At 70.0% G+C, this 25430-nt stretch carries 19 protein-coding genes and 1 riboswitch; of the genes, 14 read left to right on the forward strand and 5 right to left on the reverse strand.

The genetic code is table 11. The features are described from left to right. Positions 1-82 precede the first annotated feature (82 nt). The 8 genes from carA to K7W41_RS09015 all read left to right on the forward strand — a co-directional run bounded on the left by carA (position 83) and on the right by K7W41_RS09015 (position 18210). Complete coding sequence (gene carA, locus K7W41_RS08980; RefSeq protein WP_221090221.1) at positions 83-1267, forward strand: glutamine-hydrolyzing carbamoyl-phosphate synthase small subunit; 1185 nt, start codon at positions 83-85, stop codon at positions 1265-1267. Between the two features lie 156 nt (positions 1268-1423). Continuing rightward, a riboswitch (cyclic di-GMP riboswitch) is annotated at positions 1424-1509 on the forward strand. A 259-nt stretch (positions 1510-1768) separates the two neighbouring features. Then, on the forward strand, positions 1769-3763 hold the full coding sequence (locus K7W41_RS08985; protein WP_224607101.1) for a DUF11 domain-containing protein: 1995 nt from the start codon (positions 1769-1771) through the stop codon (positions 3761-3763). Positions 3764-3910: 147 nt separating this feature from the next. Next, positions 3911-6847 (forward strand): DUF7933 domain-containing protein, encoded by a 2937-nt coding sequence (locus K7W41_RS08990; RefSeq protein ID WP_224607104.1) that lies wholly within the window; start codon positions 3911-3913, stop codon positions 6845-6847. After that, the gene (locus K7W41_RS08995) at positions 6848-11692 is read left to right on the forward strand and encodes a hypothetical protein (RefSeq protein ID WP_224607107.1); all 4845 of its coding nucleotides are present in this window, start codon (positions 6848-6850) and stop codon (positions 11690-11692) included. Next, a complete protein-coding gene (locus tag K7W41_RS09000) occupies positions 11692-14352 on the forward strand; it encodes a DUF11 domain-containing protein (protein ID WP_224607110.1) in 2661 nt (886 codons plus the stop codon). The genes K7W41_RS08995 and K7W41_RS09000 overlap by 1 nt, the downstream gene beginning before the upstream one ends. 116 nt (positions 14353-14468) lie before the next feature. Beyond that, positions 14469-16754 (forward strand): uracil-DNA glycosylase, encoded by a 2286-nt coding sequence (ung, locus tag K7W41_RS09005; RefSeq protein WP_224607112.1) that lies wholly within the window; start codon positions 14469-14471, stop codon positions 16752-16754. Beyond that, complete coding sequence (locus K7W41_RS09010) at positions 16751-17800, forward strand: DNA topoisomerase IB (protein WP_224607115.1); 1050 nt, start codon at positions 16751-16753, stop codon at positions 17798-17800. Before ung ends, K7W41_RS09010 begins: the two co-directional genes overlap by 4 nt. Beyond that, on the forward strand, positions 17797-18210 hold the full coding sequence (locus K7W41_RS09015; protein WP_224607118.1) for a DoxX family protein: 414 nt from the start codon (positions 17797-17799) through the stop codon (positions 18208-18210). The genes K7W41_RS09010 and K7W41_RS09015 overlap by 4 nt, the downstream gene beginning before the upstream one ends. Before the next feature lie 74 nt (positions 18211-18284). Here the strand turns inward: K7W41_RS09015 and K7W41_RS09020 are convergent, their stop codons facing one another. The 5 genes from K7W41_RS09020 to K7W41_RS09040 form a co-directional block, all read right to left on the reverse strand. Beyond that, the gene (locus K7W41_RS09020) at positions 18285-18497 is read right to left on the reverse strand and encodes a hypothetical protein (RefSeq protein WP_224607122.1); all 213 of its coding nucleotides are present in this window, start codon (positions 18495-18497) and stop codon (positions 18285-18287) included. After that, positions 18494-19690, reverse strand: a complete 1197-nt coding sequence (locus K7W41_RS09025; protein WP_224607125.1) for a serine hydrolase — start codon at positions 19688-19690, stop codon at positions 18494-18496. The genes K7W41_RS09020 and K7W41_RS09025 overlap by 4 nt, the downstream gene beginning before the upstream one ends. 110 nt (positions 19691-19800) lie before the next feature. Further along, positions 19801-20448: a Crp/Fnr family transcriptional regulator gene (locus K7W41_RS09030; protein ID WP_224607128.1), complete on the reverse strand. Its 648-nt coding sequence runs from the start codon at positions 20446-20448 to the stop codon at positions 19801-19803. A 93-nt stretch (positions 20449-20541) separates the two neighbouring features. Further along, positions 20542-20775 carry an indolepyruvate ferredoxin oxidoreductase subunit alpha gene (locus K7W41_RS09035; protein ID WP_224607130.1) on the reverse strand — a complete coding sequence of 78 codons (234 nt, stop codon included), beginning with the start codon at positions 20773-20775 and terminating at the stop codon, positions 20542-20544. A 45-nt stretch (positions 20776-20820) separates the two neighbouring features. Next, a complete protein-coding gene (locus K7W41_RS09040; RefSeq protein ID WP_224607132.1) occupies positions 20821-21939 on the reverse strand; it encodes an alpha-hydroxy acid oxidase in 1119 nt (372 codons plus the stop codon). Between the two features lie 69 nt (positions 21940-22008). Here K7W41_RS09040 and K7W41_RS09045 point away from each other — a divergent pair, with 69 nt between their 5' ends. The 6 genes from K7W41_RS09045 (at position 22009) to K7W41_RS09070 (ending at position 25426) form a co-directional block, all read left to right on the forward strand. Beyond that, a complete protein-coding gene (locus K7W41_RS09045; RefSeq protein ID WP_221090233.1) occupies positions 22009-22188 on the forward strand; it encodes a hypothetical protein in 180 nt (59 codons plus the stop codon). Between the two features lie 70 nt (positions 22189-22258). Next, positions 22259-22753 (forward strand): DUF427 domain-containing protein, encoded by a 495-nt coding sequence (locus tag K7W41_RS09050; RefSeq protein ID WP_224607134.1) that lies wholly within the window; start codon positions 22259-22261, stop codon positions 22751-22753. A gap of 26 nt (positions 22754-22779) precedes the next feature. Continuing rightward, positions 22780-23265: a nucleotidyltransferase domain-containing protein gene (locus K7W41_RS09055; RefSeq protein WP_224607136.1), complete on the forward strand. Its 486-nt coding sequence runs from the start codon at positions 22780-22782 to the stop codon at positions 23263-23265. Then, positions 23262-23666, forward strand: a complete 405-nt coding sequence (locus tag K7W41_RS09060) for a hypothetical protein (RefSeq protein ID WP_224607138.1) — start codon at positions 23262-23264, stop codon at positions 23664-23666. The genes K7W41_RS09055 and K7W41_RS09060 overlap by 4 nt, the downstream gene beginning before the upstream one ends. Positions 23667-23676: 10 nt before the next feature. After that, on the forward strand, positions 23677-24345 hold the full coding sequence (gene pth, locus K7W41_RS09065; protein WP_224607140.1) for an aminoacyl-tRNA hydrolase: 669 nt from the start codon (positions 23677-23679) through the stop codon (positions 24343-24345). Then, entirely contained in the window at positions 24320-25426 is a 1107-nt protein-coding gene (locus tag K7W41_RS09070) for a M42 family metallopeptidase (protein WP_224607142.1), read from the forward strand. The genes pth and K7W41_RS09070 overlap by 26 nt, the downstream gene beginning before the upstream one ends. Positions 25427-25430 lie beyond the last annotated feature (4 nt).

Here is a 25430-nt window from a genome sequence, read left to right on the forward strand (position 1 = left end):
CCCGTGACTGGGCAAGCCAGGATGGACCGCGCGGCGCCCGGCCATGAAACGCGTCCAGCGAGGCGCGAATGGAGGGACACACATGATCAGAAAAGAGCGGGCCATCCTGGCCCTGGAAGACGGCACCGTGTACCGGGGCTACGCCTTCGGACACCGGGGCGAAACCGTGGGCGAGGTGGTGTTCAACACCTCCATGACCGGCTACCAGGAGATCATGACCGATCCCTCGTACAACGGGCAGATCGTGACGATCACCTACCCGCATGTGGGCAACTACGGCGTGGCGATCTACGACATGGAGAGCAACAAGCCCTACGTGCGCGGCTTTATCTCGCGCGAGTTCTCGGGCGAGTACTCCAACCACCGCGCCCAGCAGTCGCTGGAAGCCTTTATGCAGCAGTACGGAGTGGTGTCCATTCAGGGCATTGACACCCGCGCGCTGGTGCGGCGTCTGCGCGAAGGCGGCGTGGTCAAGGGCGTGATCGCCCACCGCTCCTACACCCACCCCGAAGATTCCTACGGCGAGTTCACCCCCGCCGAGGAACAGGTGTATGTGCAGCGCGCCCGCGACCACCAGGACATTGACGGGCACGACATGACCCGCGAGGTCACCACCGCCCTGCCCTACGCCTTTCCCACCCTGCGGCACGGCAAACGCGTGGTCCTGATGGACTTCGGGATTAAGCACACCATCATTGAGCGGCTGGCCGAGGTGGGCATTGAGCCTATCGTGGTGCCCGCCCATACCACCCCGGCGCAGATCATGGCGCTGCAGCCGCACGGCCTGTTTCTGTCCAACGGCCCCGGCGATCCGGCCCCGCTGGAATACGCCCACAAGACCGCCTGGGAACTGATGGGGCTGCTGCCCACCTTCGGCATCTGCCTGGGCCACCAGATTCTGGGGCTCGCGGCGGGCGGCAAGACCTTCAAGATGAAGTTCGGCCACCGGGGCGGCAACCAGCCGGTGAAGAATCTGTTAACGGGGAATGTGGAGATCACGTCGCAGAACCACGGGTACGCCGTGGACATTGATTCGATTCCCAATGGGGCCTTCGTGGCCACCCATGTGAACCTGAACGACGGCACCCTGGAGGGCATGGCGCACGCGCGCTACCCGGTGTTTTCGGTGCAGTACCACCCGGAAGCCAGCCCAGGCCCGCACGACAGCCGCTACCTCTTTGACCGCTTTATTGAAGAGATAGACGCCTTTGATGGGGGAACTGGTACCCCCATTGCCAAAGCGTCATCCGGCCGCCTTGGGGTTTGACAACCCCCCCCAGGCCCGGGATGATACGGGTGGACGTACGGAGTGAGAAAGTTCATAGTGACGCCTGAGTCAGACATGAAGGTGTCAGTCCTCTGAACCCTCGCTTGCGTGCCTGTCCGGAGAGACCCCGGCGGCTTTCGCCCCCTGATTGCACAACCTGAGTTCTGAAGCGATGAATCACCTGGCGCAGACGGGCGCTTATGTCAGGTGAGGAGCGAGTGGCGCGACCGACAGAAGGCGGAACTGTTCCGCAGGCTGTCGGTCAACTCTTTGTTCTCGGAGGTGTGTTCTGATGCTCAAGCTGCCCGCGCTTTACCCCGCCACGGTCACCGCTTCATGCGGGGGCCGTGGCCGTTGTGGTTTGGCGTGGCGGCGCGCGGTGGCCCGCACCGCCGCGCGGCCCCAGACCCCCGCCTCCTGCCCGGACCAAACGCGCAGATGACCCCCGCGCGTGACCGTCACCTGAGAAGCTTTCGCCCCCTGCTCCCCGGAGGAAACGACATGAAGAGATCCTGGACCATCTGCACCCTGCTGGCCGCGCTGGCCGCCGGCACCGCCTCCGCTGCCGGGACCCCGGCCGGCACCGTGATCACCAACACGGCCGAGATCGTGTTCACGCCTGAAGGCGGCACCACCCCCAACCCCCCCATTCCCTCCAACCCGGTGACCACCACCGTGCTGCCGGTGCCCAGCTTCACCATCACCCCCAACGACGGCAGCGCCGACCGCACTGTCCCCGACTACACCCGCCCCGGGCAGAGTGCGACCGCGCGCCCCGGCGACACCGTGAGCTTCGCCTACACGCTGACCAACACCGGCAACGTGCCGGGCGAAGCCTACGACCTGACGAACACCCCCGACCCCGCCGGGACCGTGAAGACCCCGGACAACATCCGCTTCTTCCCCGCCAGCGCCGACACCAACAACGACAACACCCTGAGCGACGCCGAAATTGCGGCGGCCACCGCCATCACCTCCATCTCGGGCGTGGCCATTGACCAGAGCGTGAAGTTCTTCCAGGTGTACACGGTGCCCGCCGCCGCCGCCAACACCGACCGCTACGGCGCCGACCCCACCGGCAACCGCCGCGACAACCCGGCCTTCAACAACGACCCCAGCGTGCCCCGTGACGCCAACAACTCCAACGTCACCACCGTGGCCCGCAACGACTCGGCGCTCATTGGGCCCAAGAATGACCCGGACGGCAACGGCAACCCCGTGACCCCGCCCTACGCCAGCCCCGAGGGCATCACCATTACCCCCAGCGCGAGCGACACCCAGACCGCGCAGGCGATTGCCACCACCACGACCATCACCTTCACGAACACCGTGCAGAACACCGGTAACCGCCCCGACGTGCTGGACATCACCACCAGCCTCGCGGGCTTCCCGGCCGGCGCGACCGTGACGCTGCTGAAGCCCGACGGCACCCCGCTGCCCGACACCGACGGCGACGGCACCCCCGATGTGGGCACCGTGGCCCCCGGCGCCACCGCCGACGTGCTCGTGCGCGTGACCTTCCCGGCTGGCGGCGCGCCCACCAACCCGGTCAACGCCCCCACGGTCACGGTGGTCACCACCTCCAGCAACGACCCCAGCAAGAGCGACGCCACGCGCGACATCGTGAACCTGCCGGGCCTGTCCTTCGGCAACCCCACGCCCACCCCGGGCGGCAACCCCGGCATCCCCGGCACCCCCGAAGCGGGCCAGCCCGGCAACCCTGGTTCGCCCGTCATTCCGCCCAGCACCTGCACCAGCGCCACGGCGCCCACCCGCACCTCCATTGGCATGGAAATTGCCAACCTGGGCAGCGCCACCGACACCTTTGATGTGAGCGGCACCGCGCCCATCAAGCTGGTGGACGGCAGCACCGTGACCGTGAACGTCGCGTACTTCCGCGACAACAACGGCAACAAGGTGTTCGACGCGGGCGACACCGCCCTGACCGACACCAACAACAACGGCGTGGCCGACACCGGCCCGCTGGCGCCCGGCGCCGAACTGAAGCTGGTGGCCGTGGTGGACGTGCCCTGCGCCGCTGCCGCGCAGACCATCACCCTGACCCAGCGCGCCACCTCGCCCACGACCGGCGTGTCGGTGCCCGACACCAACGACACCATTGTGGTCGGCAAGACCCCGGTGGGCGCCCCCACCAAGACCGTGGACAAGGCCGAAGCCAAGCCCGGCGAGCGCCTGACCTACACCATCGTGGGCAAGAACACCTCCAACGCCAACGTGACCAAGGCGTTTATCCGCGACACGCTGCCGGCCAACACCCGCTACGTGAGCTTCAGCGCCACGAGCACGGCCGCCGGCACGGTGCTGTACTCCACCAACGGCACGAGCTGGAGTGCGGCCCCCATCGCCGCGCCCCAGAACGACGGCGTGACGGTGTACGCGGGCGTGGACACCAACGGCAACGGCACCATTGACACCGGCGACATCCTGGCCCCCGGCCAGACCATCACCGGCACCTTCATTGTCGAAGTGAAGTAAGCCTGAGCACGGGCGCGCACTGGGCCACGCGGCCTGGGCGCGCCCCCTCCCCCTGGGGGAGCCCCGACCGCTTTCTTTTTTCGCTCCCCCTGCGGCCCTCAACACGAGACTGTGTTCTTTCCCCACCCCTTTTCCCTGGGAGGCAACGTGCGCAACAACCCTTCGGTGCTCAACACGCTCGCGGCGCTGGCGCTGACCCTGCTCAGCCCGGCGCAGGCGGCCGGCACCCCCGCCGGTACGGTGATTGAAAACCAGGCCACCCTGGAATTCACCCCCGAGGGCGGTCCGCCCACTTCGATTCCGACCCCGCCCGTCACGACCGTGGTGCAGCCGATCTGCGCCGTGAGCGTGGTGCCCAGCGGCACCGTGGCCCAGCCGGGCCAGAGCTTGAGCCTGCTGCCCGGTGAGGGCGCGACCCTGCGCTACACCCTGACCAACGCGGGCAACGCCACCAACACGGTCAGCCTGCGCGCCGCCGTGGAGGCTGCCTCGCAGTTCACCCCTGGCGGCCTGGGCATCCGCACCGACAGCAACGGCAACGGCCAGCTGGACGACGGCGACGCGGCCGTGCAGAGCGTGACCCTGGCGGCCGACGCCAGCGCCACCCTGTTTGTGCCCGCCACCACGCAGAGCAGCAACCGGGGCGACGCTTTCGTCAACCTGATCGCCAGCTGCGCCACGAACACCTCGGGGCGCCCGGGCGAGACCGACGACGACAACGTGGGCCGCATTCGCCTGAGCGAGCCGCCCGAACTGACGCTGACCAAGACGTTCCGCACCACGAAGTCCTCAACGGTGCAGTCGCTGCCTTCCTCCGCACCGCAGGCCCAGGCCACCCCCAACGCCACCGAGCTGCGCCCTGGCCAGGAGACCGAAGTCACCCTGACCGCCCGCAACATCGGCGCTGGGGCCTCACGTCCGGTCACGGTGAGCGACTTCCTGAACACGCCCGACATGCGCGACTTCGTGTTCATCAGTGGCAGCGCGCGCGTGCAGGGCAGCGGGGTGCTGGAATACAGCGCCGACGGCACGGCCTGGACCGGCACGGAAACCACCCCCGTGGCCGCCATCCGCGTGCGCACCGAGAGCCTGGGGCCCGGCGAGACGCTGACCCTGACCTTCCGCCTGCGCGCGCCGCAGGACGTCACCGGCACCCGGCGCAACGTGGGCCTGCTGCGCAGCGGCGACATCGCCGTGGACGCCCCGGCCGACGTGACCCTGCGCTACACCCCCGCCATCGCCCTGGGGCCCATTGGCAACCCGCAGGCGCTGCCGGGCGGCGAACTCAGCGAGGACGACAAGCAGACCAAGCAGGTGGCCCTGATCGGGCAGGAGGTGTGCTTCCCGCACACCGTGCAGAACCTGGGCGACCGCCCCGACACCATCACGGTCACCGGGCGCGCCGTGCGCGGGCAGGCCACCATCCGCTTTACCGAGCGCGACGGCACGCCCATCACCGAGCCCTTCCGGGTGCCGGACCTGGCCCCGCAGGCCACCAAGGACTTCAACGCCTGCTACCTGATCCGCAGTGGCAACATCAGCTCTGCGCTGGAGGACCTGCGCATTGAGCTGCGCGCCCAGAGCAGCCGCGGCGCCCCCGACAACCTGACCATTGACGTCGTGCTGAGCGTGGCCCAGAACCTGCTGAGCCCGGTCAAGACCGGCAGCGCGGGCAGCGGCCTGGTGGCCCCGGGGCAGGAGATCACCTACACCCTGAGCTTTACCAACGCCCAGAACTTCGCGCTGAACAATGTGGTGATCCGCGACAACCTGCGCAACCTGCGCATTCTGGACGCGGGCGGCAACCTGATCCGCACCGACGCGCTGGAATTCATCAGTGCTGACCAGGGCGGGGTGCTCGAAGGCGATACCGTGGTGTGGCGCTTTGCCCGCCTGAACCCCGGCGAGGCCGTGACCCTGACCCTGCGCGCCCGCGTGCCCCAGAGCACGCCCGACGGCGCCCTGGTCGTGAACACCTTCACGGTGACCAGCGCCGAGGTGCCCGAGCCCACCGAATCGAACCCCGTGCAAAACGGCGTGTTCAACCAGGCCAACCTCACGATGGTCAAGACCAGCAGCCCCGAGCAGGTCGCCTACGGCCAGACCATCACCTACACCTTCACGGTGACCAACCGCAGCACCACCGCCGCCCTGCAGACCATCCGCGTGCAGGACACCCTGCCGGCCGGCCTGGTGTACATCGAGGGCAGCAGCCGCCTGAACGGCACGCCGATTGTGCCGGCCGTCTCGGGCCGCACCTACGTCTGGGAGATTCCGGGCCTGGCCCCGGGCGCCAGCGCCGTGATCACCTTCGACGCCGAGGTGACGCCGGAGGCCGGCACCCAGATCCGCAACAGCGCCATCGCCACGGCCATCAGCAACAACGGCCAGACCCAGACGCCGATCAGCAGCGCCGTGAACCGCATTGATCCGCTGATCTTCGGGCGCAACACCGCCGACGTGGTGGGCTACGTGTTCCTGGACACCAACCGCAACGGCATCTATGACCGGGGCACTGACATTCCCTACCAGAACGCCCGCGTCGTGCTGGCCGGTGGCCGCATCGCGCTGACCGACGCCCAGGGCCGCTACCACTTCCGCAACCTCGTGGAGGGCACCCAGGCCCTGCGTCTGGACCCCAACTCGGTGTGGGCGCAGAACCTCTCGGTGCCCCAGGATGCGGGGCGCCCCGGCAGCCGCCTGGTGTACGTCCGCAACCTCACCAGCGTGGACTTCCCACTGGCCCCCGACTACGGCGAGATTGCCGTGATCCGCGACACCACCCTGCGCGTGGCGGCCGGGCTGCCGCTGCAGACCCCGCAGACCCTGACCATCCGCAAGCAGGTCTTTGCGGGCGAGGTGGCCGGCGAGTACCGCGTGCAGCTGATCCTGAGCAGCAGCGCCGACCTGAACGCCGTGCGCATTGACGATCCGCTGCCGGCTGGCGCCGAGCTGATTGACGGCCAGAACGTTCTGACCTACGACATCCTGCCGGGTGGCGAGCGAGCGGTGACCTACCGCTTCCGCTGGACCGGCGACCCCAAGGGCGCCGTCACCGACCCGACGGCGAGCTGGAGGTACTGAGTGAAACGCGCCATCACCACCCTGACGGCGGCCCTCCTCGGCTCGGCCGCAGCGCAGGAAATCGCCACCTCTCTTCCCCTGACCTCGGTGGGCAACAAGCTCATGTGGACCGTGGGCGACCAGGACCTGCGCCTGATCGTGGGCGTCAGCTCCCGCGTGCAGCTCGACGTTTACGGCGCCCAGTTCGACCCCGCCGACTACCGCACCCCCGACCAGTACGGCGACGAGAACTACGACACGGGCACCCCCAAGGCCCCGGTCAGCTCCACCTTCACGCTGGTGAACGCCGCCGGCGAGGTCGTCAAGCAGCAGGACTTCGGCGTGGGCGCCCAGGACTGGCAGACCTTCCTGAACAGCGACCTGCCCGCCGGCACCTACACCCTGAAGGTGCGCACCCAGGGCAACGGCAAGAACACCTTCGCCTTCCGCCTGACCTCGGTGAGCGCGGCGGTGGAAGCCGACCACCTGAACGTCACCATCCGCTCCAACGACTGGGTGCCGGCGCTGAACGTGTACAACCCCGGCGGCCCCATGGGCATCCGCCTGTACGACGGCGACGGCGAGAGCGAGCTGCAGGGCGAGCTGCGCGACGCCCAGGGCAACGCCTACCCGGTCAAGATCAGCGGCGAGCTGCAGTGGACCGATGTGGCCGTGCCCGAAACGCCCGGCAACTACACCCTGTACCTGCGCCAGCCCCAGAAGACCTACCAGTGGTCGAACTCGGTGGGCTTTGAGCTGAGCACTGGGCCCATCAAGATCGTCACGGCCGACACCACCGGGCGCCTGGAGATTCAGGCCGAACTGGTGCTGCCCGATGAAACGCTGCCCACCCAGGCCACCGTGACCGTGGGCGAGCAGGCGTACAACGTGAACGGCGCCGCTGGCCCCTTCACCCTGCCCGCCAAGGAGTACCCGGTGCGCGCCGAGCCGGTCACGGGCGCCGAGGTGACGGTCAATGCCCCCAGCGCCACCGTGGTCAAGGGCCAGACGGCGCGCGTGGCCGTGCAGGTCAAACCCAGCGTGGACCTAAGCTTCACCGCCGACAAGCCCGAAGTGTGCGTGGGTGACGTGGTGACCTTCACCGCCCGCGCCCAGACCGCCTTTGAGCGCCAGACCCTGCCCGCGAACCTGCGCGTGACCCTGCCCGCTGGCTTCACGGCCAACGGGGAAACCAGCGCCACCGCCCGCGTGGACGCGGCCAACCCCGGCGTCCTGACCTTTGAGGCCAAGGCCGAAACGGCGGGCGTCGGCGAGGCCCGCGCCACCCTGGCCCCCTGGAACCAGACCCAGACCCTGGGCGTGCGCGTGCTGCCCACCGCCACCCAGATCGAGCTGCGCCGCGCTGAGCTGAGCCCCACCCTGGCCGGCGAAACGGTGACGGTCACGCTGAGGCTGAAAAACACCTCCGGGGTGAGTGCCCCCTACACCCTGAACGACGACCCCGGCGCTGCCCTGGAGGCCCTGGACCCCACCACCTTCAGCGGCGAGCTGGCCCCCGGCGAGGAAAAGGTGCTGACCTACCGCGCCCGCGTGAAGGGCGACGGCGGCAGCGAAGGCCAGCTGAAGGCCACCCTGAGCAGCAGCTGCGAGAGCCAGCAGGTGGTGGGCGGCGTGCTGCGGGTGCAGACCCCGCCTGCCCCGGCCCCCACCCCGGTGGTCACCCAGACCCGCCAGAGCACGGTGCGCATTCCCTTCGACGTGCCCAGCACCCGGGGCGCCAATCAGGTGATCGTGGCGCACCAGCCCCCGGCGGGCAGCACCTACGTGCCCGGCAGCAGCCAGCTCAGTGGCCGCCCCCTGGCCGACCCGCAGGTGGGCCCCAGCGGCAAGTTCTACTGGACCACCCCCGGCGCCCCGCGCGGCGTGCTGACCTACACGGTTACCCACGAGGGCGCCCTGCCCGCGCTGGCCAGCCCCACCCTGGTGGGCAAGTCGGCGGGTGGCCTGACCGTGCTGGTGGGCGAGGGCAACCTCGACGACCTGGGGGGCCTGCGCCCCGCCGTGGACACCCAGGCCGCCGCCACCGAGAACGCGGGCGCCCTGAAACTGCCGCTGGACGGCACGGTGTTCCGCGAGCGTGACCGCATCACCGTGGCGCTGGAAAGCCCCGCCGACAGCACGGCGCTGCCGCTGGTGAACGGCGTGCCGGTGGACCCCGCCACCCTGGGCCGCAAGAGCGTGGACGCCGAGCGCGGCACCCAGCGCCAGGAGTTCTATGGCATAGGGCTGCGCACCGGCGAAAACACCATCACTTTCGGGGACCAGACGGTGCGCGTGTTCCTGGCCGGCACCCCGGTCAACGCCGAACTGAAGGCCGAGCAACTGGTGGCCGACGGCGTGACCCCGCTGCGCATCGGAATTCGCCTGCTGGACGCTTCCGGCCTGGCCACCGCCAGCAGCAACGTGACGGTGCAGACCAGCCTGGAACCGGCCCAGGGCGACGCCCAGCCCAGCGTGGCCAGCTATCAGGTGAAACTGGTGAACGGCGAGGGCGTGCTGGAACTGGAACCCCAGAGCGTGCCCGGCCGCTTCGACGTGAGCGTGCGCCTGGGCGACCGGGTGATCACCAAGGCCTTTGAAGCGCTGCCCAGCACCACCCGCGTGGGTATTGGCATGGTCAGCGCCGGCGTGCTGCTGGGGAGTGGCGGCGTGGCGGCCGGCGAGGCGCGCGGCGCCGCGTACCTGGAAACCCCGATTGGCGAGGGCAAGCTGTACGTGGCCGCCAACGGCGCCGTGGTGGCCGACCGCACCGCCGCCGGGCAGACCACCGTGCGCCAGGACACCGCCCACGCCCTGCCCACCACCAGCACCCTGGAGCGCTACCCCAACTACGGCGACAGCAGCACCGAAACCATGCCGCTGCAGGGCATTGACCCGGTGGCCGCCCGCTACGAGCACCCCGCTTTCAGCGTGAGCTACCGCCAGGCCCCGGTGCCGGTGGACGTGTTCAGCGTTGGGATCAACGCCACCACCCTCAGCGGCTTTACCCGCAGCAATCCGCAGGTGTCGGGCTTCGTGGCGGCGCTGCCGGGCGACCTCGTGCGCCGGACCATCGCCCCCAACGGCCTGCGCACCCTGCCGCTGGGCCAGAGCAACTTGCAGCGCGACAGCGAAAGCGTGGAACTCGTCAGCATCAACCCGCTCACCGGCGCCGAGGAACTCGTGCGGCCCCTGGTGCGCCTGCAGGACTACACCCTGGACGCGGCGGCGGGCGTGCTGTACTTCCAGCGCCCGCTGGACCTGGTGGACGCCCAGGGCCGGGAACTGCGCGTGCGCCTCAGCTACCGCCTGAATGACCCCCTGGGCGCGCGCAAGCTGGCCTGGGGCGTGCAGGTGGGGGCCCGCGTGGGCGAGAACGCCCGCATTGGCGCCGCCGCCGTGAACGTGGACGGCGTGACCAGCATCGGCGTGCGGGCCCGCTACGCCACCGACACGGCCCGCGCCGACCTGCTGGCCGCCTACGCGGGCGGGGGCGTGCTGGTGAACGGCAGCGCCAGCCTGACCGGCGAGCGCTTCAGCGTGAACGCCTCGGCCCACTACCAGGACAGCAGCTACCGGGGCCTGAACGCCGCCGCGCCCGGCCTGGGCGTGAGCGCTGACGCCACCTATGAGGTCACCGACCGCTTCGCCGTGAACGCCCGCGCGGCTTACACCCGCACCCCGGGCCCTGGCGGCGCGCCCGACACCACCACCGGCCACGCCGATCTGCGCGGGCTGTACTCGTTCTCGCCCTTCACGCTGGGCGCGGGCGTGCGCGTGGGCCTGGGTGCCGAACAGGGCGTGGCCGGCATTCTGAGCGCCGGCTACACCCAGGGCGCCCTAAGCGTGACCGCCGAGCACGTGCAGCCCCTGAGCGGCAACCTGGACCCCACCACCACCCTCAAGGCCAATGTGCCCCTGGGCGAGAACCTCGCCCTGACGGCCCGGGACGAGATCAACTGGGAAGACGGCCACCGCGCCAGCCTGGGCCTGCAGGCCAAGATGGGCATGACCAACGTGGCCGTGAACTACGACCTGCCCGGCGCCGACGGCTGGGGCAACCGCGCCCGCTTTGGCGTGGACACCCAGCTGCCCCTGAATGACACCACGTCCGTGAGCCTGAACGGCAGCTACATCCTGGATCTGGACGGCGACGCCCAGAACGAGGGCGGCTGGAACGCGGGCGTGGGCCTGCGCTACAAGACCGAGCGCCTGAGCGCCGCCGTGGCCGCCGACGCCGCCAACACCGCCGGCCAGTTCAGCGTGGGCCTGAAGGCCGGCGCGAGCTACAGCGTGAACGACCAGCTGACCCTGGCTGCCGACGCCCAGCAGATCTTCGGCGCGGGGGCCGGGCGCCACTACGCGGCCTCGGCGGCGCTGCGCGCGGGGCCCTGGCAGGGGCTGGCGTACGTGCGCTACAAGGACGGCGCGCTGGCCGGCGGCACCCCCGAACTGATCGGGGAAGTGAACGCCGAGTACCACACCCCCGGGTACGCCCTGCGCGGCGGCTTGGCCGGCCGCAGCCTGCTGGCCCAGCCCGGCAGCGCCACCTACCAGGCCTCGCTGAGCGGCACCTACTACGTCACTGACCGCCTGGGCCTGGGGCTGGCCGGGCGCGCCCTGTTCCAGCCGGCCACCAACTCCACCCTGAGCAGCGTGGGCCTGGAAGCCAGTTACCGCGCCCTGCCGGGCACCTGGGTCACGCTGGGCTACAACCCCGTGGGCTTCAGCGGCATTGGCACCAATATCTACACCCGCCAGGGCCTGTACCTGCGCCTGGACCTGATGCTGGACGACAACCAGCCCAATGGCGTGAACCTCGCCGCCCCGGCCGAGGCCGCGCCCACCACCGAGGAGGGCCGCTGATGCCCCTGCACACCTGGACCCGCGCCCTGCGGAGCGCCTTGGCCCTGGGCCTGCTGGGCAGCAGCGCCGCCCTGGCCCAGGTCACGGCGACCACGACCACCCCTGCCCCGGGCACCTGCACCGCCAGCGCGCCCTTCGTGCAGAGCTTCCCCACCCGCGCCGCGCTGGCCGAGGTGCAAAACCACCGCTATATCAACGACGGGGACAGCGACGACAACGACGACGCAGCCACCGTGACGAGCACCGACGGCACGTATACCCTGTGGGACGACATCAACCGCTCCGGCACGGGCTACGCGCTGTACATGAACATCGCCAACTTTGAGGGCAAGAACGGCGGCACCCTGAGCACCCCGGGCCTGCTGTACGAGCAGCGCATCAACGTGCCCGCCGGCGCCGAGCTGAGCTACGAGAACTGGGTGCGCAGCCACTCGAACACCGCCACCCAGCTGCGCTACGTGTTCCGCAACGCGGCCACCGGCGCGGTGCTGCGCCAGACCGACGGCGCCCTGGTGACGACCGCCTACACCCTGCAGACGGTGCCCACCTTCACCAGCCCCGGCACCCAGGTCACGCTGCAGATCTACACCCTCAAAGACGGCACCAGCGCCGACACCAACGTGCTGAAGCTCGATGACCTGAAGCTGACCTGCCCGGTGCCGGCCCGCCCGACCCTGGCGATCACCAAGAGCAACAACGGCCCCTGGGTGGCCGGCCAGAGTGGCGCCAGCTACACCCTGGGCGTGCAGAACACCGGCAATGCCCCCACCAGTGGCACGGTCACCGTGAAGGACCTGCTGCCCACCGGGGTCAGTGCCCCGGCCTCGTTCAGCCCGGCCAGCGGCTGGACCTGCGCGACCAGCGGCCAGAACGTGACCTGCACGAGCACCGCTGTCCTGGCGGCGGGCGCCAGTGTCAGCCTGCCTTTCCCGGTGACGCTGGCCGGCACCCTGTCCGGCTCTATTACCAACAAGGCCAGTGTGGGCGGCGGCGGCGACCCCGATCCCATTCCGGACCCGGGCACCTGCACCACGACCGGCGGGCAGTGCGCGGTGTCCACCACCACGGTGACCCCGCCCACGGCGCAGCCCACCTGCCAGCAGGTGTACGCCCTGGCTGCTCCGGGCAGCAGCACCGACGGCACCGAAATCCGGCTGCTGGACGTGAGCACCAACACCATGGGCACCCTGATCGCCACCCTGCCGAGTGGCGGCACCTCGGCCACGCTGGCCATCTCGGCGGATGCCAAGCGCTTCTTCACCGCCACCGATGACGGGCGCCTGCGCGTGTACGACACCGTGACCAAGACGTGGTTCAGCGGCGGCGTGTTCAGCGGGATTTCCGGGCGCTTGGTGCGCATGGCGGTCACCAGCGCGGGCATTGGCTACGCCATGGATTCGGGCGCGAACTTCTGGCGCTTTGAGACCAGCGGCGCCTACGCGGTCACCCTGCTGGGCAAGGTCACCTCCACCAGCAGCGGCGCCCCCAGCTTCCTCGACAACGGCGACTTCTTTGCCGACAACACCGGCAAGCTGTACATGGTGAGCGCCGCCACGGGTGCGGGCAGCATTGACCTGTGGCTGATCACCCCGGGCGCCAGCGTGACCGCCGAGTACCTGGGCCGCCTGAGCAACCCGTCCGAGGGCTCGCAGTTCAACGGCATTGCCGCCAGCCCCAGCGGCATCTACGCCCGCGACAACCAGGGCCGACTGGTAAAGATTGATCTGGTGAACGTGACCTACACCAGCGTGGGCACCAGCGCGCCCGGCTCCACCGACCTCGCCAGCTGCTTCTTCCCGTCGTACGCCCCCAACCTGAACGTGGTCAAGAGCGTGCGCAAGGTCGCGGGCAGCAGCGGCGACAAGGTGCAGCCCGGCGACACCCTGGAGTACACGGTGACGGTGCGCAACAGCGGCACCGTCCCGGCGGGCGGCGTGACCTTCAGTGACGCCCTGCCGGCCGGCACGGCCTACGTGGCCGGAAGCGCCCGCGTGAACGGCTTTGCCACCACCGTGACCGGCGGAGCCGCCACCAACCTGGGCGGCGCGGCCTACCCCTTCGCCCAGCCCGTGGGCATCTGCAGCCAGAGTGGCGCGGCCTGCACCACCCAGGTCCTGAAGATTGACTCCACCCCGAACACGCTGGACAACGAGGCAGTGGTGACCTTCCGCGTCACCGTGAACAGCCCCTTCACCCTGAACCCGGCCGAGGTGCGCAACGTGGCCCTGGTGCGCTACACCGAAGGCCCCCAGAGCGGCGTGCCCTCCAACGAAGTGGTCACGCCCGTGTATCAGGTGCGCCTGAGCGTCAGCAAGACCGTGCAGAACATCACCCGGGGCGGCCCGGTGGGCACCAGCTCCAGCGGCAACCCCGGCGACGTGCTGGAATACTGCATCGCCACCCGCAACGACGGCAACCTGAACGCCACCAACATCCTCTTCTCGGACAGCGTGCCCGCCAACACCGCCTTCCGCGTGGGGGCCTACGGCGCCGGGCAGGACATCCGCGTCAGCAGCCCCGCCGGCACCGTGTTCTACACGGCCGCCGCCGACGGCGATCCCGGCCTGCTCAGCGGCGGCAAGGTGAGCGTGAACGGCGGCAGCTTCGTGCTGGCCCCGGCCCAGACCGTCACCTTCTGCTTCCGGGCCACCATCCAGTAACCCCAGCCCCTCACAGATCCGGGCCGCCTGCACCTTGGGCGGCCCGGATTTATTTCTTCTGAAGTCCGGGCGAACGCCCACCGTCTGCCCAGCGGGGCTGGGCCACACTGGCGGCTGTGTTTGGGCCGGTGCAACTGGTGTGGTTCAAAAAAGACCTGCGCGTGCGCGACCACGCCCCGCTGTCCCAAGCGGCGGCGCGCGGCCCGGTGCTGCCCGTGTACATCTACGAGCCCGAGCAGTTGCACCACGCGGAATTTGACGGCCACCACCTGCAGTACCTGAATGGCTGTCTGGCCGAACTGGACCTGCGCCTGCGCGCCCTGGGCACGCCGCTGGTGGTGCGGGTGGGCGAGGCCGTGGCGGTGCTGGACGAACTGCGCGAGGCCCACGGCGTGGGGGCGGTGTGGGCCCACGAGGAAACCGGCAACGGCGTGAGCTTTGCCCGTGACCGCCGCGTGCGCGCCTGGGCGCGGGCCCGGGGGCTGCCCCTGCACGAACTGCCGCAGAACGGCGTGGTGCGGCGCCTGAAAAACCGCGACGGCTGGGCCGCCACCTGGGAAGAGCGCCTGGGCGCCCCGCAGGTGCCCGTGCCCCCGACCCTGCGCGGCACCGACGCCGAGCCGGGCGGCCTGCGCGACCACGCCGACCTGCGGGTGCCCCCCAGCGCCAAGGCCATTCCCCCGGCCGGGCAGGCCTATGCCCACGAGACCCTGCAGTCCTTCCTGACGGTGCGCGGCGTGAACTACATGCGCGAGATGAGCAGCCCCCTGAGCGCCGAGACCAGCTGCTCGCGCCTCAGTGCGCCGCTGGCCTACGGCACGATTTCGCTGCGCGAGGTGCTGCAGGCCACCCGGCAGCGGCTGGCGGACGTGAAGGGCGACCCCGGGGCTGACCCGCGCTGGGTGCGCTCGCTGCGGTCGTACGAGTCGCGACTGCACTGGCACTGCCATTTCATGCAGCGGCTGGAATCCGAGCCGGACATGGAGTTTCGCAACCTCAACCGCGCGCTGGACGGCCTGCGCGAGAACGACTGGAACGAGGAGCATTTTGAACGCTGGTGCGCGGGCCAGACCGGCTTTCCGCTGGTGGACGCCTGCATGCGGATGCTGCGCGCCACCGGCTGGCTGAACTTTCGCATGCGGGCCATGCTGGTGTCGTTCGCCACGCAACACCTGTGGTTGCACTGGCGCCGCCCCGGGTTGTTCCTGGCCCGGCAGTGGCTGGACAACGAACCCGGCATCCACTGGTCGCAGATGCAGATGCAGGGCAGCACCGTGGGGATTAACCGCGTGCGCATCTACTCGCCCACCCGGCAGGCGCGCGAGCAGGACCCACAGGGCGAATTCATCCGCCGCTGGGTGCCGGAACTGGCGGACGTGCCCGGTGACTTTCTGCACGCGCCCTGGGAGTGGACCGGGGCCACGCGCCTGGCCTACCCGCCGCCCATCGTGGATGAGCACGCAGCCGGACGCCGCGCGCGGGCGCGGATTTACGCCGCGCGCACCTCGCCCGCCTTTGAGGTGGAAGCCCGGCGCATCTACGACCGCCACGGCAGCCGCAAAAAGGCGGTGGTCCGAGCCGAAAGAAAAGCGCAGGGCCTGCCCGAAAAACGCCCCGGCAAAACGCGGCAGACTGCGCAGCAAAGGAGTCACCCCATGTCCGACCAACCTGACCTCTTTGGCCTGAAGCCCACGCCCGACACCCCCAAAGCCATCCTGCCGGCGGGGCTCCCCGAATCCTGGCAGCAGGCGCTGGGCGCCGAGTTTGCCGCGCCGTACTTTCATGAATTGAAAGACTTTCTGGTGCAGGAGCGCCGCGAGCACAACATCTTTCCCCCCGCCCCCGATGTCTTTAACGCCCTGCGCTTCACCCCGCTGGAAAACGTGAAGGTGCTGATTCTGGGCCAGGACCCCTACCACCGCCCCGGGCAGGCGCACGGCCTGAGTTTCTCGGTGCGCCCCGGGGTGACCATTCCGCCGTCCCTGCGCAACATCTACAAGGAACTCAAAGAGGACATCCCCGGCTTTACCCCGCCGCGCCACGGCTACCTGAAGCACTGGGCCGACCAGGGCATTCTGCTGCTGAACGCGGTGCTGACCGTGCGCGAGGGGCAGGCCAACAGCCACGCCAACAAGGGCTGGGAGCACTTCACCGACGCCGTGATCAGGGCCGTGAACGCCAGGGAGGAGCGGGTGGTGTTCGTGCTGTGGGGCGCCTACGCCCGCAAGAAAAAGAAGCTGATCACGGGCCCGCAGCATGTGGTGATTGAGTCCGCCCACCCCAGCCCCCTCAGCGAGGCCAAGTTCTTCGGTTCGCGGCCCTTTTCGCAGGTGAACGCGGCCCTGGAAGAGGCCGGGCGCGGCGCCATTGACTGGCACCTGCCCCAGAAGGCCGAAGAATGAGCCGCACCGACCTGCTGCAAGAGGAATACCTGCGCCGCGAGGGCAGCGACCCCAAGGCCTTCCGCTACTTCTGGCCCGACGGCACCCCCTACGAGGATGAGGAGGGCATCGCCCGGATCGCCAAGCTGGCGGTGCCGCCGGCCTACGAGGGCGTGTTCGTCTCTCCCTATCCCGACGCGGAGTTGCAGGCGTTTGGCCGCGACGCCGCCGGGCGGCTGCAGTACCGCTACCACCCGGACTTCGTGCAGGCGGGCGCGCTGAAAAAGTGGCAGCGCCTGACCCGCTTTGCCGGCGCCCTGGGCACCCTGAAAACAGTGACGGGCGCCGACCTGCGCGCCCAGGGCCTGCCCCCGCGCAAAGTGGCGGCCCTGATGACCCGGCTGCTGCACGTGGCCCGTTTCCGGGTGGGCAGCGACGACTACGCGCGCAAGCACAAAACTTACGGCCTGAGCACCCTGCGCCAGCGCCACGTGCAGGTGCAGGGCAACACCGTGACCTTCCATTTCAAGGGCAAGCACGGCATCACCCAGCACAAGGCCACCACGGACCGCACGCTGGCGGCCAATATCTCGCGCCTGCTGGAATTGCCTGGGCCCTGGCTGTTTCAGACGGTGGACGCGGGGGGCGCGCGGCGGCGCATCCGCTCCGGCGAACTGAACGCCTACCTGCGCGAAGTCATTGGCCCCTTTACCGCCAAGGATTTCCGCACCTGGGGCGGCACGCTGCTGGCCGCCGAATTCCTGGCCGAAGCCGGGGTGGCCGACACGGAGCGGCAGGCCCGCAGGACGCTGGTGGAGTGCGTGAAATACGTGGCCAGCGACCTGGGCAACACGCCCGCTGTGACGCGCAGCAGCTACATCTGCCCCGTGATTTTTGACCGTTACCTGGACGGCAAGGTGCTGGACGACTACGAGCCCCGCGCGGCCCGGGGCGAAGCCGACCTGGACGGCCTGACCCGCAGCGAGGCCGCGCTGAAGCGCCTGCTGGAAAGCGAAAAGACGCTGCGGGTGCCCCGCTCACGCCGCCAGCCGAAAGAGGCTGCGTGACGCACAGGGGCTGGCCGCGCGCCTTCGCCCGCACGCTGCTGGGGCTGGCGCTGATCGGCGCGGGCACCAGTCACCTCACCACCCTGCGCCAGGACTTTCAGGCCCAGGTGCCGGCCTGGCTCCCACTGGATAAGGACTTCGTGGTGCTGGCGTCCGGCGTGGTGGAAATCGGGCTGGGCGCCGCTCTGCTGGCCCTGCCCCGCCAGCGGGTCACGGTGGGGTGGGTGGTGGCGGCCTTCTTCGTGGCTATTTTCCCCGGCAACATCTCGCAGTACCTCACCCGCACCGATGCGTTCGGGCTGAACACGGATCAGGCGCGGCTGACCCGCCTGTTCTTTCAGCCGCTGCTGGTGCTGTGGGCCCTGTGGTCCACCGGCGCATGGCCAGGGCCGCGCGCCGGGGGGCGCTGACCAAACAGGCGAGAAGCTGGCTGGTGCCGGCCCATGCTGGGGTGCGCATGGACCCTGGCAGCGCCCACGGCCCCTCAGCGCGTGGAGCGCAGCCGCTGCGCCGTGTCCCACACGTAGCGGGCGATCTGCGGCAACTGCCGCTCTATGTCCGGGCTGTCCAGTACATCCGAGCCGTGGTTGAAATAGGCGTAGGTGAAGGTTTCGCCGCCCGGCAGCTGCAGCACGCCGCTGAGGGTCACCAGCCGCCAGCCGCTGCCCGCCTTGCTGCCCCAATACCGGTACGTCACGCCCCCGGCGCGCAGCAACTCTGGGCCAGCAGGCGGCGAAACAGATTGGCACTCTGGGCACTGAGGCCGCCGCGCAGGTGCAGCCGCGCCACCAGCGAGGCCCACTCGCGCGGGGTGCTGCGGTTGTGCAGGGCCACGTCCAGCTGCGGGCTGTAGGCCGGGCTGCGAAAATAGGCTTCCAGATCACTCTGCACCCGCTCCGGGCTCAGGCGCAGGCTGGCCTGCACGGCCTGGGCGGCGGCCTCCGCCTGCGCGGCTTCAGGCAGGGTCAGCAGCGTCTGGGCCCAGGACAGGGTGTCGGGGCCGTAGACCTCGGGGATCAGGCCCGCCTGGGCGCCCCACATGGCCTTGGTGGTCACCTGCACGCGCGTGGCGCAGGTGCCAAACCCGCGCGCCGCCGCCTGCAGCCGCTCCGGGCCCACCGCCAGCTGCACGATGTCCGAAGCCGTGTTCTCGCTGCTGACCACCATCTGGGTGGCGAGGTCCAGCAGGGTGCGGTTTCCGGGGCGGTAGAACTCAATGGAGCGGTTGCTGGTCGTGACCGCCAAGCGGGTGTTCAGGTTCAGGCGCCCGGCGTCCACATCGCGCAGCGCGGCCCACAGGGTCAGCTGCTTGAAGGTGCTGGCCAGCGGAAACAGGGCGTCCGGCTGGTGAGAAACCACCCGGATGGGCGCCAGCGTCTTGGGGTCCAGCTGCGCCATGTAAAAGCCCACCTGCCCGGTGGCAAAGGCCGGGGGCACGTAGGGCACGCTCTGGCCGCCCTGGCCCAGCGCACACGGCCCGGCCTGCGGCGGCTCGTACTCGGTCCAGGTGTCGGCGGGGTACAGGTCCAGCACCAGCCGCCGCCCCGCCGCGCCCGGCGCCGGGGCCAGCTGGGTCACGTTCAGGCGCAGCGCCTTGCCCTGCAGGCTGGTCAGGGTGACGGTCTGGGGGGCCACCACGGCCTGCACGGTGTCGCCGGGCACCTCAAAGGTGAAGGTGCTGGCGGGCAATGCCGCGCCACTCAGCCGCACCCGCACCTCGCCGGGCTGGCGCTGGATGGTCCAGCCCGCGCGGCCGGGCAGGTCGTACACCAGGCGCTGGTACTGCTCGTGCCAGCCCATGCGGGGCAGCGGTGCGCTCTGGGCGCTGGCGGGCCCTGGGGCCCAGAGGGTCAGCCCCAGCAGCGCAGGCAGAAGAAAAGGCAGGCGCACGGGCCGCATGATAGGGGGCCGGGTCCCGTCTGCTCTGCGGGGTTGCGCGGCCTTGGTGCCTTCGCAGCCAAAGGGGTGGCGCGGTTGCGTGTGGGGGGTCGGGGTCTGTCTTAAACGCGCTCGGCCAGCCCGGCCCGGTCCACCCCAGTCACGGTGCGCCCCTGCCACTGGATCAGCCCCAGGCGGTACAGCTCGCCCAGCTTGCGGCTGACGATCTCCGGCACGGTGCCCAGCAGCGCGGCCAGTTCGCTGTTGGTGGGCAGCGGGTGGGGCAGGGCGCAGGCCAGCAGGTAGGCGCACAGACGCTCGCCCACCCCGCTCAGCACCAGCGCTTCCAGGCGGCGCTGGCTGTCCGCCGCGCGCCGGGCCAGGTGACGAAGGGCCGAGGCCGCCAGCGCCGGGTCACGGGTCACCTCACGCGTCAGGGCCAGGGCGGGCAGGGTCAGCAGGGTGGTGGGCGTCAGTGCCTGTGCGTGCGCGGTCTGCCCCTGGCCGCCCAGCGCCGCCGCCAGTTCCACCGGCTGGTGCGCGCCGTCCAGCCGCAGGGTGAGTTCGCGCCCGCCCGCGCCCACCACGTACACCCGCACGCTGCCGTCGGCCACGATGAAGAGGGTGTCCACGGGATCGCCCACACGAAACAGGGGCTGGCCCCGGGCCAGGGTCAGCGGCGCGGCCTGCCCCGCCAGCGCGGCCAGGGTGCCTGGGGCCGCCCCCGAAAACGGCGGGGTGCGGCGCAGCAGGCTCAGGGCGTCGGGCACGAAGGCATGCTGGCACAGGGCGCTGGCGCGAAAAAGTGCGGGTCGGTCAACGGCGGCAGCATGGGCGCGCCAGGGCAGAACGGGCCGTCACGCTCAGCGGAAAAAGGCGCGGTTGAATTCGGCGGCGTCCCGGTGGGCTTCGGGCAGGTCCGAGGCGAAGAAGATGGCGCCGACAGGGCACGCGACCGCGCAGGCCCCGCAGTGCACGCATTCGTCCGGGTCAATTACGAACTGCTCGCCAGCGTCGTGAATGCAGGCCACCGGGCACACCTGGACGCAGGCCCCGTCGCGAACCCCGGCACAAAGGGACGTAATGACATAGCTCATGCGCCCCAGCCTGCCGCGCCCGGGCGGCCCCGGCCATGACTTTGGTCAAGGCCCCCAGGGGCCCACGGCGCGCACCGCGTCTGGGCCCAGGGCGGCCACGTTGGGCTTGCCACACAGGGCCAGGGCCAGCCGGAATTCTTCGTGCAGCAGGTCCAGGGTGCGGGCCACGCCGGCCTCGCCCCCGGCGGCCAGCCCCCACAGCGCTGCCCGGCCCAGAAATACGGCGCGGGCGCCCAGGGCCACGGCTTTCAGCACATCGGTGCCCCGGGTCACGCCGCCGTCCAGGTAGACCTCGGTGCGCCCGGCCACCGCGTCCACAATTTCGGGCAGGGCGTCCAGGCTGCTGACGGCGGTGTCCAGCTGGCGCCCCCCGTGGTTGCTGACCCAGACGTGCGCGCCGTGGTCGGCGGCCAGCGCGGCGTCTTCAGCGGTCAGAATGCCTTTCAGGACAATGGGCAGCCGGGTCTGGGCGCGCAGCCAGTCCAGGTCGTTCCAGGTAAAGGTCTTGTCCACCAGATGGGCAAAATAGTTCGCCAGTTGCGACCCGGTGTCGGTTTCCACCCCGGCCAGCCATTCGCGGGGGCCCACGTTGGGCGCGTGCAGGTGGGGCGGCAGGGCAAAGCGGTGGCGCTCATTGGCCTCGCGGCGGCCCAAGTACGGCGCGTCCACCGTAAAGACCAGCGCCCGCGCGCCGCTGGCCTCGGCCCGCTGGATCATGCCCTGGCTCAGCGCCCGGTCGCGGCACAGGTACAGCTGAAACCACAGCCGCCCGCCCGCTGCCTGCCCCACCTCTTCTATGGGCGTGTTGGAAAAGGTGCTCAGGGTCATCACGCTCTGCGCGTGGGCAGCGGCGCGGGCCGTTGCACGTTCGGCCTCGGCGTGGGCCAGCCCGTGAAAGGCGCTGGGGGCAATGCCAATGGGGCTGCGCAGCGGCAACCCCAGCACCTGGGTGGAGGGGTCCACCGTTTCCACATCCACCAGCACGCGCGGGCGCAGCTGCAGGCGGGCGTAGGCCGCGCGGTTCTCGCGCAGGGTGTGCTCGTCGTTGGCGCCGCTGGCGTAGTATTCCAGCGCATTCTGGTCCAGCGCCGCGCGCCCCAGGGTCTCCAGGTCGGCCAGATTGATCGCGGTGTCCAGGCTGAGGGGTGCGTCGGCGTGGGTCATGGGTCAGCGTACCGCGCGGGCTTTTCGGGCAGGGCCACGCCTCTCCAGGCCCCAGTGTTACCCTGGTTCATGTCCACCTTCCTCATCCTGGCTTTGCTGATGCTTGTCCCGGTCTGGCTGCTGCGGCGGTGGACCAAGGTCCGCCCGGAGCTGGAGCAGAAGGGAAGGTCGGTAGACCCGCTGACCGGCGCACTGTATGCCGGGGGCCAGAGGCAGGCGCGCGAAGGCCTGAACGACCGCCTGGGCTGAGCGCGGGCCACCCGTTACGATGGTAAGCGGCCTGACGGCGACCCCGGGCCCGTGGCTCCATCCTCCCCCCATGCCGCCGCGCCCCCTTCCCGCTGGCCCTGGTCAGGAAAGCGTCTGGGCCTATCCGCGCCCGCCCCGGCTGGAACGCACGCTGCGCCGCCTGCAGGTGTGGCTGGGCGGCATGCTAGTGGCCGACACCACCCAGGGCTTTCGCGTGCTGGAAACCAGCCACCCGCCCACCTATTACCTGCCGCGCGCGGCTTTTGTGGCCGGGGTGCTCTCGCCCGCGCCGGGCCGCAGCGTGTGCGAATGGAAGGGCGAGGCCTCGTACTGGACCCTGAGCATGGGAGGCCGCTGTGAAGTCGCTGCGGGATGGAGTTACGAGCGCCCCACGCCCGCTTTTGCGCCGCTGGCCGGGGCCGTGGCGGTGTACGCGGGGCGCATGGACGAGTGCCGGGTGGACGGCGTGCGCGTGACCCCACAGCCCGGCGGCTTTTACGGCGGCTGGATCACGCCCGATGTGGTGGGGCCCTTCAAGGGCGAACCGGGCACTTGGGGCTGGTAGGAGAAGAGGGCCTGTAAGCTCGGCCGGTGCTGCATCCGGCCCTCCCCGAAGTCCTGAGCGTCCTCTCTGGCCTGCGCGTCTGGCTGATTGGCGGTCAGGCCATTGAACTGCTGTGCGGGGTCCCCCTGCGCGATCACGACGATCTTGACCTGCTGGTGGCCGAGGGCGACGGCCCAGCGGCCCTGGCGCGCCTGGCGGGCCTCGGGTTTGTCCCGGTTCACGGCTCGCTGGCCGGGGGCAATCTCTTCGTGCGCCGTGGCGAGGTGTTGGTGGACCTTGTGCCCATTCGCCCAGAGGTGAAGCCGCCGCAGACCGTGGGCGAACTGGCCGGGCTGGCGTGGCCGGCAGGTTTCCTCGACCCCCATGTAGTTTGGCTGGGCGAGCAGGCTGTCCTGACCCTGACGCCCGCCATGCACCGCGCCATGAAAACCATTGTGGCGGCCCATTATGGGGGCGACCTGCGACCCAAGGACCGGGTGGACCTCGCCGCCCTTGCTACCCTGGCCCCATGACAGACGCTGCAGTTCGCGCAAAACTCTCGGCCCTGGCTCCGGCGCTGCGGCACTTTCATTCCGCGCTGCTGGACGTGGCCAAGGGCGAATACGAATTCATGCACGGGCCGGTGAAAGGCCCCTTCGAGCTGTACTCCCTGGTGATGAACCACCCGCAATTTCAGTGGCTGCGGCCCCTGTCGGGCCTGATGGCCACGCTGGACGAGGTGCTGGACGCCAAGGACCAGACCCTCACCGAGCGGAACATCACGGACGTGCGACAGGCCCTGGGCCTGCTGTTTGCCGACACTGACACCCGCTTTGCTGACTTCCGGGCCGGGTACGCCCGCGCCCGCAGTGACCACCGCGTGCGCGAGACAGAAAGCAAGTGGCGCGAGCTGCTCTCCGGCCACGAGGCCTGAGGCGCCTGTCTTGAAGCTGGTGGTGGGCCTGGGCAACCCAGGCGCCGGGTACGCCCAGACCCGGCACAACGTGGGCTGGCTGGTGGTGGACGAACTGGCGCGCCGCGCCGGGGCGACATGGCGCAAAGAAGGCAAGGACGCCGAGGTGGCCGAGGTCCGGCTGGGCCCGGCCCCCGGTGAAAAGGTGCTGCTGGTCAAGCCGCAGACCTTCATGAACGCCTCGGGCAAGGCGGTGGTGCCGCTGCTGTCGTTCTACAAGCTGGACCCGGCCGCGCTGCTGGTGGTGCAGGACGACCTCGACAGCCCCTTTGGCCTGCTGAAATTCCGCATGGGCGGGCGCCACGGCGGCCAGAACGGGGTGCGCGACATCATCCGCCTGCTGGGCCACGACGGCTTTCCCCGCCTGAAAATCGGGATCAACCGTCCGCCGAGTGGCTGGGCAGTGAGCGACTGGGTGCTCAGCAAATGGCAGGCCGAGGAAGCAGCGACCGTGGCCGAACTGGTGCGCCTGGGGGCCAACGCGGTGGAGGTGTGGGCCGTGGCCGGGCTGTCCGAAGCACAGGGACAGTTCAACGGCACCGACCTGCGCCCGAAGCCGCCTGCCCCCCCAGCGGCGGCCCCAGAGCCGACAGGGCCGGCGCATACTGAGGGCCGTGCCGAAACCCAAGAAGAAGGCTGAACTGCCCGCCCTTCCCGCCCCCCAGGCCACCACGCCGGAGCTGCGGCTGGACCTGCTGCTGCAGTTGTCCAACCTGCCGGGCGTGCCCGGGCAGGAAGACGCCGTGCGCGATTTTGTGCTGCAAGAATTGCAGGGCCTCGCCGACGAGGTGCGGGTGGACGCCCTGGGCAACGTGATTGCCCGCCGCGCCGCCCGCAAGAGCAAGAAAGGCGAGCAAGTCGAGCGCGTGATGATCGCCGCCCACATGGACGAGATTGGCTTTCTGGTGCGCTTTGTTGATGCCCAGGGCTACCTGCGCGTGCAGGCGCTGGGCGGCTTTGATCCCCGCAATCTGTTCGCCCGCAACGTCACGGTGCACACCCGGGGCGGGCCCCTGAGCGGCATCCTGACCCCCGGCGGCAAGCCCGTGCACATCGCCGGCCCCGAGGAGCGTAACCGGGTCCCCGAGGTCCGCGAGTTCTTTATTGACCTGGGCCTGGGCGCCGAGGACGTCAAGGCCCAGGTGCGGGTGGGCGACATGGTCACCCTGGACCAGACGGCCCGGCGCGTGGGCAATCTGGTGTGCGGCAAGGCGATGGATGACCGCGCCAGTGTGTTCCTGCTGCTCGAAACCCTGCGGGCTCTGAAAGACACCGCGCCGAAACACGAGGTCATCGCGGTGTTCAGCACCCAGGAAGAGGTGGGCCTGCGCGGCGCCGTCACAGCGGCCTATGGCGTGCAGCCCACTGTGGGCATCGGCCTGGACGTGACCCTGGCCGTGGACACCCCCGGCGCCGCCCCCGAAGACGCCGTGACCCGCCTGGGCGAGGGCATTGGCATCAAGGTCTTTGACTCCACCATGATCTCGCACCGCGCCCTGGTGGACGAGTTCTGGGATCTGGCGCAGGCGGGCGGCATTCCCGCCCAGCTGGAAGTGCTGCCCCTGGGCGGCACCGACGGCGCGGCCATTCAGCGCAGCAGAGAGGGCGTGCCCAGCCTCACCCTCAGCCTGCCCACGCGGTATATCCATACGGTGGTGGAAGCCGTGCAGGTGGACGACCTGCGCGCGGGCCTGAACCTGCTGCTGGCCTACCTGCGCTAAGGCG

Origin of the sequence: Deinococcus multiflagellatus (assembly GCF_020166415.1) — a bacterium.
GTDB lineage: Bacteria > Deinococcota > Deinococci > Deinococcales > Deinococcaceae > Deinococcus > Deinococcus multiflagellatus.